The following is an 11,722-nucleotide window of genomic DNA, read 5'->3' as shown; positions in this document are numbered from 1 at the left end:
GCAATAATGCCGGCAGGGCGACGAAATAGCTGAGTGATTGGCGTTTCATAATGTGACTCCTAGGTTGTGTTAAAAACGGTTCCGATATTAACTAATCTCCCCTGTCAGCCAGATGACCCGTAGATTGCAAAAATGTCATCTTGGTATGATCTTACTGTGGGGAATGACCCGCTAGACTGATATAAAACGTGATAAGCGAGGTATTTATGCGACTACTGTTGGTCGAGGATGAAATCAAGACTGGCGACTATTTGCGGCAGGGGTTGAGCGAAGCCGGTTTTCAAGTGTCCCTGGCTCGCAACGGTCTCGATGGCCACCATCTGGCGATGACCGAGTCTTTCGACCTGATTGTGCTGGATGTCATGCTGCCCGACGTGGATGGCTGGCGCATTGTGCAGTCGCTGCGCGAGGCAGGACGCCAGACGCCGGTGTTGTTTCTTACCGCTCGTGACAGCGTGGATGATCGTGTCAAAGGATTGGAGCTGGGCGCCGATGATTATCTGGTAAAGCCCTTCGCCTTTGCCGAGTTGCTGGCACGAGTGCGCACCCTGTTGCGCCGAGGCTCGGCACCGCCCCTGTCGGACCAGCTCAGAATAGCGGATCTCACCCTGGATCTGCCGAGGCACCGGGTCACGCGCGCCGGCCGAAAAATCAATCTCAGCCACAAGGAATTCTGCCTGCTGGAGCTGCTGGTGCGCCGTCAGGGTGAGGTGTTGCCACGTTCGCTGATCGCCTCGCAGATATGGGACATGAATTTTGATTCCGACACCAATGTGATCGACGTAGCCATCCGTCGCCTGCGCGCTAAAATTGACGATGACTTCGAGCCCAGGCATCTACTCCATTTTTAGAGGTAATTGAACCTCAAACGTGGTTGCCTCCGTTGTGGAGAACGCTCTGATCTTCCCGCCGTGGGCTTCGATAATCGATTTCGTGATGGCCAAGCCCAGCCCGGCACCTTCGCTGCTACGTTGGCGGGATGCGTCGAGCCTGTAGAATCGTTCAAAAATATGATTCAAATGCTCTTCAGGTATAGGTGGCCCTGGGTTCTGTATGCGGATTCTTACGTTACCGGAGTTCACTTGAAGGGTTGTGGTTACGCTCTGCCCCTCTGGCGTATGCCGGACTGCATTGGACAGCAAGTTACTCAAGGCGCGACGGATCATTAGTCGGTCGCCATGGACATGAACTTGCTCTCCGGTATTTTCTAACAGCACCTCCCGCTCTTCTGCCCAGGCGCTGAAATAATCGAACAGGTTTCTCAGCTCTGACTGAAGATCGATATCGACCAGTTCCGGTTTCAGCAGCTGATTATCAGCCTGAGCCAGAAAAAGCATGTCACCGACCATCTTGGCCATACGATCATATTCTTCGAGATTTGAATACAGCACTTCCCGGTACTGCTCCACGCTGCGCGCCTGGGTTAGCGCCACCTCAGTATGGGTTCTCAAATTGGTAATGGGTGTGCGCAGTTCGTGCGCGATGTCACCGGAAAAATCCGATAGGCGTCGGAATACATCTTCAAGCCTGCCAATCATTTCATTGAAGGAAATCGTCAGCTCTACCAACTCGGCGGGGACGGATCGCGGTTCAAGGCGAAAATCCATCTGATCAGACCTGATGCGTCTCATCTCTCGGCTGATACGTCGAATAGGAGCGTGTCCCTGGTAAACCGCGAACCAGGTTGCCAGAAGAACTATCAAGCACGCGGCAAGGGTGACAATCCGAAGGTGGTTCCGAAAGCCGTCCAGGTAATGCAGATGAAAGTCGATTCCTGTGGCGACCGCGAGTCTGAACCTGGCTTTGCCTTCAAGCCTGTCTGATTCAATCCACAAGACCGCACCACGAAAGGCTTCTTGATGATCATTCCAGCTCTCAACCGTATCGATAGTGATTTCTTCTACAGGTCGGGCAGTGCGGGCGAACGTGTCCAGATTGAAACCCGGTGTTGAGTAGATCAATGACCCGCTATCGGTACTGATTCGGTATTGGGCGTTACGATGGCCTGTTACCACGCTAGCGAGACGCTGATGCAGCTCGTCGGCGGGTATATCGGCCGGTACGGTCGCGAGGAGGTATTGCAACGCCTGAACTACTGAATTGAGCTCATCCACATCCTGCTGGACGAAATGATTATTGATAGAGCGCTCCATCATCCAGCCAAAGGTGAGGAGAACAGCGGTTATCACAGCGCCAATGGAGACGGTGAGTCTAACGACCAGAGATAGCGGGCGTCTTTTCATGGGCTAGCCTGGCTGTGTCACGTCAAGCATATAACCCATCCCGCGTACGGTATGAATCAGCTTTGGTTCAAAATCATCATCGATCTTCGCGCGCAGCCGCCGGATAGCAACATCGATGACATTGGTGTCACTGTCAAAATTCATGTCCCACACCTGGGAAGCGATCAATGAGCGTGGTAACACTTCCCCTTGGCGCCGCACAAGGAGTTCAAGTAGGGTGAACTCCTTGTTGGTCAAGTTGATCCTCACGCCATGTCGCTGTGCGCGACGGCGAGGTATATCCAGCATCAGGTCAGCCACCTGGAGTTGATCCTGAAAAACCGGCGCAGCACCGCGCCGTAACAATGTACGTACTCGTGCCAGCAGCTCCGAAAAAGCAAAAGGCTTGACCAGATAGTCGTCCGCTCCCAATTCCAGACCCTTGACCCGGTCTTCTACACTGTCCCTTGCGGTGAGAAATAACACAGGCGTGGTGGATCTGGCCTCTCTCAATGACTGCATAATTCGCCAGCCATCCACATCAGGCAGCATTACATCAAGGACAATCAAGTCATACGAGCCGGTAAGCGCCAGGTGGTGACCATCGAGCCCGGTCCGGGCGAGATCTACCACAAAGCCGGATTCCATGAGGCCCAGCCGGATATAATCCCCAGTTTTCACTTCATCTTCTACGATGAGAATCTTCATCGTTCCATTCCGCTCTACAGTTCAGGCCAAGAAAGCCAGTCCATTTCATTGTCGTCAATATCAATTTTATAGTCTGAAATCTGCCCACAACATGACCAGAAAATGACAAATATGTAATGTTGGTGGCCGGAAGCTAGGTTATATCGGTGAGAAAAGCGTTGTTCGCATAACATGACTAAAATGTAATGCTTGCGGGAGCAGCCTGGTCATCTTTAACTAATAAGTTTATGGCATCATGATTCATGTAATCTCCTCCTTTAAGAAGCCGCAAAAAACGCGGCGCAAACTGCCTGCTTATTTGAAAAGGTGCTTATCCATGGTTCACGATAATTCTGAGTCTCATTGTCATCACCATACACCCTCCCACACGGGCTCAGGGCTTACAGACCCGGTCTGCGGCATGGGTGTAACGGCAGACTCTGCCCAGCATGTTGAGCATGCGGGTAAAACTTACTACTTCTGCAGCACCAAATGCATGAATAGATTCCAGCATGACCCTGAGAAGTTTCTTTCACCAACCTCGCCACCTCCCTCGGAAGCGGTCAAAGGCACAATTTATACGTGCCCGATGCATCCGGAAATACGTCAGGACAACCCCGGAACCTGCCCTAAATGCGGCATGGCACTTGAACCCCTGATGCCCAGTCTGGAAGATGACAATCCCGAGCTGGACGATTTTTCCAGGCGATTCTGGTGGACATTGCCTTTTACCGTCATTGTCACGGTGCTTGCCATGTTTGGGCCACAGCTTGGCTGGTTCGAGATGGCGACGCAAACGTGGATAGAGCTTGTACTGTCGCTTCCCGTGGTGCTGTGGGCCGGACAGCCGTTCTTCGTACGGGGTTGGCAATCAGTGGTCAACCGCAGTCCCAACATGTGGACGCTGATCGGCTTGGGTACCGGTGCCGCCTTCGTCTACAGCACGCTGGCAACCGTAGCTCCCGGTATATTTCCGGAAACATTCATGTCCATGGGGCGTGTGGCGGTTTATTTCGAAGCCGCAGTGGTGATCATTTCCCTTACGCTGTTTGGTCAGATGCTGGAGCTTCGCGCGCGTTCCCAGACATCCGCTGCCGTCCGGTCATTGCTCGGTCTGGCGCCCAACACGGCCCGCCGTATCAATGCAGACGGAACAGAAGAAGATGTACCGCTGACGCATGTGCATGAAGGTGATCGTTTACGCGTACGTCCCGGTGAGAAAGTTCCTGTCGATGGCATTGTTGAAGAGGGTGCAAGTTCTCTCGATGAATCCATGTTGACTGGTGAATCGTTACCCATCAGCAAGCGCCCGGGTGACAAGGTCATAGGGGCAACGATGAACACCTCTGGTGCACTTGTGATCCGGGCGGAGAAAGTCGGCTCGGCCACTGTGTTGTCACAAATTGTCCAGTTGGTGGCTCAGGCCCAACGCTCTCGGGCGCCGATGCAACGGATGGCTGATTTGGTGGCGGGTTACTTTGTCATGGCGGTGGTAGCCATCGCCATCCTCACCTTGGTCGTGTGGGGCATATTCGGCCCGCAGCCAAGCTGGGTCTATGGCCTGATCAATGCGGTCGCTGTTCTGATCATCGCTTGCCCTTGTGCGCTGGGGCTCGCAACGCCCATGTCAGTCATGGTTGCTACCGGACGAGGCGCAACCCAGGGTGTTCTGTTTCGTGATGCAGCAGCAATAGAAAATCTGCGCAAAGTCGATACGCTCATCGTAGACAAGACCGGCACCTTGACAGAAGGCCGACCCGCATTCGATCAGGCTGTTTCCGCTGGCGAGTTGGACGCCGATGAAATCTTGCGCCTGGCTGCCAGCCTCGATCAAGGCAGCGAGCATCCTTTGGCTGACGCTATTGTCAGCGCTGCGCGCGAACGTAATTTGGTGCTCAGCCCAGTGGACGACTTTGACTCGGGTAGCGGCATAGGCGTACGGGGCAAGGTTGAAGGCAAAACACTGCTGTTGGGCAACACTGCGTTCATGCAGCAGGATAACGTCAATGTTGATGGCCTGGCTGCCACCGCTGAGGGATGGAGGACAAAGGGTGCGAGTGTGATGTACCTGGCGGTTGACGGCACACTGGTCGGCCTACTCGCCGTTTCCGACCCCATCAAACAGAGCACCCCTGAAGCGGTACAGGCGCTCAAGGCCGCGGGAATCAGGGTCATCATGGCTACTGGTGACGGTATTTCAACGGCAAAAGCGGTCGCCGAACAACTAGGCATAGACGAAGTTCATGGCGAAGTGAAACCGGCCGACAAGCTGAATCTGGTTGATAAGCTTCAATCAGAAGGTTGCATCGTTGCGATGGCGGGCGACGGCATCAACGATGCCCCGGCACTGGCCAAGGCGAATGTCGGTATCGCTATGGGAACCGGGACGGACGTAGCGATGAACAGTGCGCAAATCACCTTGGTAAAAGGAGACCTGCGGGGTATCTCGATTGCCCGGGACCTGTCAAACAAGACTATTCTCAATATGAAGCAGAACCTTGGTTTTGCGTTCATTTATAATGCGTTAGGCGTTCCACTGGCTGCTGGCGTCCTGTACCCGTTTGCCGGGTTGCTTCTATCACCCATGTTTGCAGCCCTGGCGATGAGTCTGAGTTCAGCGTCCGTTGTATTCAACTCGCTGCGGCTTCGTGGTTCGGTTTAGGCTGGATACGTCGAGGGGTAATCCCCCCACGATAGAACAGCCTGTTCTTTACGAGCCTGTAAATAAATCTGTGTAACTGCCCACCCCATTACAGGTGACCGTTCAGGCGGTCACCAAATTCGATAATAAAGCGATTCAATGTCGGCCTCCAATCACGGATCGGCATGGTCCATTTCTTTGAAGCCTGCTGGATCGCCAGGAAAGCCACTTTCAGTGCCGAGTCATCGCTGGGGAATAACTTTCTGCGCTTGGTCGCTTTACGAATCACACTGTTCAGATGCAGCGGCAGCACGAAAGGTATCAAGCAAACGAGATAACGGTGTAATCATTGATTTTCCCGACAAAAAACGCCGTCCATGGTGGTCGGACTACTGGTTAGCGATAAGAACAGACAGAACAATCATTTGTGGAATGGCCCTGAATGATCTCACACCATTCGGGATGATCGGGATAATCGGGTACTTTCACCCTGAAAAAAGAGATTCAGGAGCGGTTGCTATTTGTGCCGAGCAACATGATTTGAGTGAGAGAGAAATGTGATCAAAAAGCCACAAAGGGGACTGATTGGGGGACTAGCAAATACAATTCAAAAAAAAGCCCTGATAAATCAGGGCTTTAGAACAATTCGTGGCGGTGAGGGAGGGATTCGAACCCTCGATACCTTTCGGTATACACGCTTTCCAGGCGTGCTCCTTCGACCACTCGGACACCTCACCAACAGAACCGACGCAAAGTTGCGTTGTTCAGTGGCCGCGAACTATACGCAGGCTTTAGAAGAAGGTCAACAGCGAGGCGCTAATTCGTTGTTTTCTAGAGCTTTTCCCAGACGTCCCGGAACAATTTGGTTGCCTAAGCCCAGGCCGTAAAGAACTCCGGATCGTCAATCACAGGGACCGACTTGGCGGAGGTGTTGGGATGCCCGACATACAGGAAACCAACGATTTCTTCGTTATCCGCAAGCCCAAGTGCTGCCCTGACGCCCTGACAGTGAGCCATATCTCCCGTACGCCAGATGGCTCCCAAACCGAGGGCATGAGCGGCGATCAGCATATTCTGAATACCAGCACCGGTGGACAGTATCTGCTCATCGCGCGGCACCTTCGGATGTTCGGAAACCCGTGTGATCCCAACAATCACCAGAGGCGCCCTGAGAAGCATTCCCTGCATTTTCTGACGCTTTTCATCCGGCAGTTGCTTACCTGCACTCTGGGCTTCGTAAAAAATCTGCCCCAGACGTGCCCGTGCATCGCCTTCAATCGTCAGGTAACGACTGGGACGCATCCAGGCATGGTCAGGCGCCCGCATTGCGGCCTGAGCCAGAATGGTTTTCTGCTCGTCTGACACGTCAGGTCCGGTCAGTTGTGCAATTGATACTCGCTGTGTAATCGCTTCAAGAGCGTCCATAAAGTCAATCCAATGTAACCAATTGAGCCAAAGTGGTATTCTATGGCAATATTATGTCAAACGGGACAGCAGCTTGCTGTCCGGAACGTTTATAGGTATATAGATAAGACTAAGTAAAAATTCTTAGTTCCTGTACCGATTGCTACCAAGATAATAATAAAGAGCCGGTTACGATTCATGCCCAATGTGCAGAAGCAGTCTCATTTTCATGAGACCACCTTACCCAAACAGGACTACATGGCCCGTGTGTTCGGCTATGCAGTTGCTGCAGTTGCTGTCTTTACCGGAATTCACTACGGCTATTTCAGTGAATCTGAAACCGACATCGCAGTTTTCGCGCTACTCTATCCGCACCTGATTTACGTGCTCAGCGGCCCCTTCCGTCGTCGCAAAGCTTACACCACCCGACAGTTTCTGATTCATGGCGATGCTTTACTTTGCGGTGTGTTCCTGGGGCTGATCAATTTCCCGATTGAGATCGTCGTTCTCTTTCTGATCATGATCAACACCAGCTTTATTGTTGTCGGCAGTTTCACCGCCTGGGCCTTCTGTATCATTTCACTGATCTCAGGGGCTGGTGCAGCGTACCTGCTGACCGGCTATAACGCGGCGCCTCCTGTCCCGTATGAACTCTTCCTTGCGACTGCGGGCGGCGTCGGTTTTCACCTCGCGCTGACGGCACACAACAGTTACCGACAAGCGCGTGATCTCATGCGACTGAAGCTGAAATTTCAGGGTCAGGTAGAGCGCTTCCAGGCATTGTCTCATCAGGTATCCAAATACGTTGCCCCTCAGATATGGGAGTCCATCTTCTCCGGGCGCAGACAGGTACGACTGGAGACTCAGCGTAAAAAGCTGGTGGTCTTCTTCTCCGACATCGTCGGGTTTTCAGCGCTTTCTGAACAGATGGAAGCCGAGTCATTTACAGAGCTGCTCAACACCTACCTGACCGATATGTCGCACATCGCACTCAAGTACGGTGGCACCATCGATAAGTTTATCGGCGATGGCATCATGATTTTCTTTGGTGATCCTAAAACCAAAGGCACCAAACGCGATGCGCTTGCCTGTGTTTCTATGGCCATTGAAATGCGCAACCACATGCAGGTGCTCCGCCAGCGCTGGGCCGACCAGGGGATCTCCTCTCCTCTGCAGGTTCGCATGGGCATCAGCACCGGTTACTGCACCGTTGGTAACTTCGGCACCGAAAGCCGGATGGATTACACCATCATCGGTAAAGAAGTGAACCTGGCGTCACGACTGGAAACAGAAGCGACACCCGGCGAGATCCTGATATCTCAGGACACCTACACCCTGATTAAAGATCGTATCGACTGCCGCAGTCGTGGCAAAGCGGTCGTCAAAGGCTTCCGTGACCCTATCCCGACCTTCCAGGTAATCGATTACCTGTCTCAGGCAGACAGTGACGAAATCAACCAGATGAGCCACGAAGGCGAAGGCTACTCCCTGCACATCGATCAGGAGAGAATTGCCGAAGAAGACCGCGACCGGATCGCCGATGAACTGGAGCGGGCAGCCCGACGCTTGCGGGGAAAGCAAGTCGCTTAAAAATCGTGCACATCAACGACGATGTGCACGACGGATAATCACTGCCTGAAGCCGCGGAAGTTCGGCGCGTCGTAGGTAGTTTCAGTCGTTCTGAAAGGATTAATATCCAGCCCACCGCGACGTACATAACGCGCGTAAACGGTCAGACTATCCGGACGACACCGCTCAAGAATATCCCTGAACGTCCTCTCCACACACTGCTCATGAAAGTCCTGATGCTGGCGCAACGATACGATGTACGCCAGCAATCCCGCAGGATCAATTTTAGCGCCGCGATAATGAATATACAGGCTGCCCCAGTCAGGCTGGCCAGTCACCGGACAGTTGGATTTCAACAGGTGGCTGCATACCCAACCATCATGCACACTGCCAGACACCAGAGTCAGAAGCTCCGGATCCGGTTCATAAACAGACAACTCAACATCCAGGTCATCCAGCAGCAGCGCCTCAGGCGCTTGCGGAAACACCGTATCCGGGCCGTGAAATTCAACACTGACCTGTCCACCGGCAGCCGCAGAGAGATCAATTTCCATCTGCCGGCGTGCGTCATCCACTGAGTCAAAACGGGTCTGATTGTACGAATTCAGATACAGCTTGAAAGACTTGGATTCAATCAGAAAACGGCTGGACGCAGGTACCCGGAATTCGGCGGTAAAGACCATGGGCTTCCCTTTACTGTTCAGCCAGGAGACTTCATAGCCGTTCCAGATATCAACGCCGAAAAAGGGAATGCCCGAGCGCGACTCCCCAGAGGATCGCCAGCTTTCGTCACGATCAATCGGAAACAGAAGCGAGGCGTCGTATGTGTCCGGATACGCAGACAACTTGCCCAGAGGGTTAGAATCACTGTGAACCGAGCCCATAATTACTGCCTCATGCCAGTGCCCCGGTTTAACAACCAGAGGCTGTACCCACCGAGAAGAAGAATAAAGAAAATCAGCATAGAAAATGCAAACACAATGCTGATGTCAGATACACCCAGGACCCCATAGCGGAAAGTATTGACCATATAGAGGATCGGATTAAGTTTTGATACGTCCTGCCAGAACTCCGGCAGCAGGCTGATTGAGTAAAAAACGCCGCCCAGGTAGGTCAGCGGCGTAATCACAAACGTTGGGATAATCGCGATGTCATCAAATTTCGTCGCAAATACTGCATTGATAAATCCACCGATCGAAAAAAGAATGGCAGATAACAGAATCACCGCAACCATCACCCCGACGTTGTGCACCTGAAGATCGGTAAAATACAGCGACAGCAGAGTCACAATAACGCCTACCGCCACCCCACGGGCCACGCCTCCGGTCACATAGCCGATAAGGATTGTCGCAGGATGCACAGGCGCAACCATCATTTCTTCAACGCTACGCTGAAATTTATTACTGAAAAACGACGAAGACACATTGCCATAAGCGTTGGTAATTACGCTCATCATAATCAGCCCGGGGACAATGTAAGCCATGTAGTCGACACCACCCATCTCGCCGATACGGGACCCGATCAGATTGCCGAAAATAATAAAATACAGGGACATAGTGATCGCAGGTGGCAGCAGCGTCTGCTGCCAGATGCGCATAAAGCGCCGGATTTCTTTGGTCACTATCGTCTGAAACGCGACCCACTGAACTCGCATCGGACTCATTTATTGTCTCCTCTGACGAGATTCACAAACAACTCCTCAAGGCGGTTGGATTTCGTTCTCATGCTGCGAACCTGAACGCCCCGGGTGGATAATTCTTCAAAAATACGATTGATGCTCTGCCCTTTTTCGACCGTCACTTCAAGGCAATCAGCCGCTGGCACATGCACCGGGAAGCCTTCAAGAGAAAAGTCATCGGCGACTGAATTATTCAGATCAAAAACAAAGGTTTCGGTCGTCAGTTGCGCAAGAAGTTCGCGCTTGCTCGTGCACTGAACAATCTCGCCCTTATTAATAATTGCGATGTTGCGGCAGAGCTGCTCCGCTTCTTCGAGATAATGTGTTGTGAGGATAATGGTCGTCCCTTTGCGGTTGAGCTCGACCATGAATTCCCACATGGAACGTCGCAGCTCAATATCAACACCTGCGGTTGGCTCATCAAGGATAAGCACTTCAGGGTTATGAACCAGTGCCCGCGCAATCATCAGACGACGCTTCATGCCGCCTGAGAGCATCCGCGACTGCTGATCCCGCTTATCCCAAAGATCCAGCGCTTTAAGCAGATGCTCTGCATTCTCCCGGGCTTCATGAGGGCGCAAACCAAAATACCCCGCCTGAGTGACGACGATATCTTCCACTTTCTCAAACTGGTTAAAGTTAAACTCCTGAGGCACCACACCCAATGAACGCTTAGCAGCAAACGCCTCGCGGTTCACATCGTGCCCCATAATCGACGCACGGCCGGCTGTCTTCTGAATCAGCCCTGAAAGAATCCCCAGGGTTGTCGACTTACCGGCACCATTCGGCCCGAGGAGCGCAAAGAAGTCGCCCTGCTCCACCTCAAGCGTGATACCCTTCAGGGCCTGAAAGCCATTACCGTAAACCTTGGTGAGGTCTTCAACCGCCAGGGCTGCAACCATAACACTCATACCTGTCTGAGAGAGAAAATGAACAAACGTATTGCCTACCACCTGGAACTGCTGGAAGAAACACAGCAACGCCTCGTGAATGCAGAAGCACGGGAAGCAGGAGCGATAGGAGATGAGATTCTACAACAAATTCAGTCTCTGATTGACCAACTGACAGAACACAAGGATTCAGCGTACGAGGCTGGACAGGACACACTGGCGGCAATCGCTACACATCAGCCGCAGTTAATGCCTGTTATCGACCGTGCTCTGTTCTGGTTCTTTGGTGGCGAGTGCCTGCACTACCTTACCGATGAAGAAATTGAACGCTTTCAGCACCTCGATGAGATGGCTGCAGAGGCCGAAGCCGAAGGCCGTGATTACGACTACCGGTCTGCAGGGCGCAGTCTTCACTGACAGCCCGCCAGGACCAGCAAGCAACGCGCTGGATCCCCGCGTTCGCGGGGATGACAAGCACCACGTCATTTCCACGAAGGTGGAAATCCAGCGTTGTGTTTAGTTCAGGCAATAAAAAAGCCGAACCACGAATGGTTCGGCTTTTTAGAATCTGGAGCGGGAAAGGAGGCTCGAACTCCCGACCCCAACCTTGGCAAGGTTGTGCTCTACCAAC

General features: G+C 52.7%; 10 protein-coding genes, 1 tRNA gene and 1 pseudogene. 4 read left to right on the top strand and 8 right to left on the bottom strand.

Annotated elements, in window-relative coordinates; genetic code table 11:
• Nucleotides 1–206 precede the first annotated feature (206 nt).
• On the top strand, nucleotides 207–851 hold the full coding sequence (locus Q1L85_RS16625) for a heavy metal response regulator transcription factor (RefSeq protein WP_300425285.1): 645 nt from the start codon (nucleotides 207–209) through the stop codon (nucleotides 849–851).
• Here Q1L85_RS16625 and Q1L85_RS16620 read toward each other — a convergent pair.
• Both Q1L85_RS16620 and Q1L85_RS16615 read right to left on the bottom strand, forming a co-directional pair.
• On the bottom strand, nucleotides 837–2,243 hold the full coding sequence (locus tag Q1L85_RS16620; protein WP_300425287.1) for an Imm58 family immunity protein: 1,407 nt from the start codon (nucleotides 2,241–2,243) through the stop codon (nucleotides 837–839). The two genes, Q1L85_RS16625 and Q1L85_RS16620, sit on opposite strands and share 15 nt — an antisense overlap.
• Nucleotides 2,244–2,246: 3 nt before the next feature.
• Entirely contained in the window at nucleotides 2,247–2,930 is a 684-nt protein-coding gene (locus Q1L85_RS16615; protein ID WP_300425288.1) for a heavy metal response regulator transcription factor, read from the bottom strand.
• 316 nt (nucleotides 2,931–3,246) lie between these two features.
• On the opposite strand from Q1L85_RS16615, the gene Q1L85_RS16610 reads away from it, so the two are divergent.
• Entirely contained in the window at nucleotides 3,247–5,571 is a 2,325-nt protein-coding gene (locus Q1L85_RS16610; protein WP_300433600.1) for a heavy metal translocating P-type ATPase, read from the top strand.
• A gap of 88 nt (nucleotides 5,572–5,659) precedes the next feature.
• Here Q1L85_RS16610 and Q1L85_RS16605 read toward each other — a convergent pair.
• The 3 genes and pseudogenes from Q1L85_RS16605 to Q1L85_RS16595 form a co-directional block, all read right to left on the bottom strand.
• Nucleotides 5,660–5,848 (bottom strand): annotated as a pseudogene (locus Q1L85_RS16605) (IS256 family transposase); the annotation flags it as partial.
• Nucleotides 5,849–6,199: 351 nt separating this feature from the next.
• Nucleotides 6,200–6,287: transfer RNA gene (locus Q1L85_RS16600), tRNA-Ser, on the bottom strand.
• 133 nt (nucleotides 6,288–6,420) lie between these two features.
• Entirely contained in the window at nucleotides 6,421–6,975 is a 555-nt protein-coding gene (locus tag Q1L85_RS16595; protein ID WP_300425292.1) for a nitroreductase, read from the bottom strand.
• Between the two features lie 177 nt (nucleotides 6,976–7,152).
• Between Q1L85_RS16595 and Q1L85_RS16590 the strand changes: the two genes are divergently transcribed.
• Complete coding sequence (locus tag Q1L85_RS16590) at nucleotides 7,153–8,544, top strand: adenylate/guanylate cyclase domain-containing protein (protein ID WP_300425294.1); 1,392 nt, start codon at nucleotides 7,153–7,155, stop codon at nucleotides 8,542–8,544.
• Nucleotides 8,545–8,582: 38 nt separating this feature from the next.
• Here Q1L85_RS16590 and queF read toward each other — a convergent pair whose 3' ends face one another.
• The 3 genes from queF to Q1L85_RS16575 are packed head-to-tail and all read right to left on the bottom strand — an operon-like array spanning nucleotide 8,583 to nucleotide 11,103.
• Entirely contained in the window at nucleotides 8,583–9,407 is an 825-nt protein-coding gene (queF, locus tag Q1L85_RS16585) for an NADPH-dependent 7-cyano-7-deazaguanine reductase QueF (protein ID WP_300425295.1), read from the bottom strand.
• A gap of 2 nt (nucleotides 9,408–9,409) precedes the next feature.
• On the bottom strand, nucleotides 9,410–10,186 hold the full coding sequence (locus tag Q1L85_RS16580; RefSeq protein WP_300425296.1) for an ABC transporter permease: 777 nt from the start codon (nucleotides 10,184–10,186) through the stop codon (nucleotides 9,410–9,412).
• Complete coding sequence (locus tag Q1L85_RS16575; protein ID WP_300425297.1) at nucleotides 10,183–11,103, bottom strand: ABC transporter ATP-binding protein; 921 nt, start codon at nucleotides 11,101–11,103, stop codon at nucleotides 10,183–10,185. The genes Q1L85_RS16580 and Q1L85_RS16575 overlap by 4 nt, the downstream gene beginning before the upstream one ends.
• A gap of 27 nt (nucleotides 11,104–11,130) precedes the next feature.
• On the opposite strand from Q1L85_RS16575, the gene Q1L85_RS16570 reads away from it, so the two are divergent.
• Nucleotides 11,131–11,508, top strand: a complete 378-nt coding sequence (locus tag Q1L85_RS16570; RefSeq protein WP_300425299.1) for a PA2817 family protein — start codon at nucleotides 11,131–11,133, stop codon at nucleotides 11,506–11,508.
• Nucleotides 11,509–11,722 lie beyond the last annotated feature (214 nt).

This window comes from uncultured Thalassolituus sp., from assembly GCF_950066645.1.
Lineage (GTDB): Bacteria > Pseudomonadota > Gammaproteobacteria > Pseudomonadales > Oceanobacteraceae > Thalassolituus.
This window is presented reverse-complemented; position numbering and strand designations above follow the sequence as displayed.

Bases quoted from the DNA above. Each gene is read 5' to 3' on its own strand.
- Q1L85_RS16575 (WP_300425297.1), bottom strand. From the start codon at position 11,103: ATGGTTGCAGCCCTGGCGGTTGAAGACCTCACCAAGGTTTACGGTAAT.
- Q1L85_RS16570 (WP_300425299.1), top strand. From the start codon at position 11,131: ATGAACAAACGTATTGCCTACCACCTGGAACTGCTGGAAGAAACACAG.
- Q1L85_RS16620 (WP_300425287.1), bottom strand. From the start codon at position 2,243: ATGAAAAGACGCCCGCTATCTCTGGTCGTTAGACTCACCGTCTCCATT.
- Q1L85_RS16595 (WP_300425292.1), bottom strand. From the start codon at position 6,975: ATGGACGCTCTTGAAGCGATTACACAGCGAGTATCAATTGCACAACTG.
- queF (WP_300425295.1), bottom strand. From the start codon at position 9,407: ATGGGCTCGGTTCACAGTGATTCTAACCCTCTGGGCAAGTTGTCTGCG.
- Q1L85_RS16625 (WP_300425285.1), top strand. From the start codon at position 207: ATGCGACTACTGTTGGTCGAGGATGAAATCAAGACTGGCGACTATTTG.
- Q1L85_RS16610 (WP_300433600.1), top strand. From the start codon at position 3,247: ATGGTTCACGATAATTCTGAGTCTCATTGTCATCACCATACACCCTCC.
- Q1L85_RS16615 (WP_300425288.1), bottom strand. From the start codon at position 2,930: ATGAAGATTCTCATCGTAGAAGATGAAGTGAAAACTGGGGATTATATC.
- Q1L85_RS16590 (WP_300425294.1), top strand. From the start codon at position 7,153: ATGCCCAATGTGCAGAAGCAGTCTCATTTTCATGAGACCACCTTACCC.
- Q1L85_RS16580 (WP_300425296.1), bottom strand. From the start codon at position 10,186: ATGAGTCCGATGCGAGTTCAGTGGGTCGCGTTTCAGACGATAGTGACC.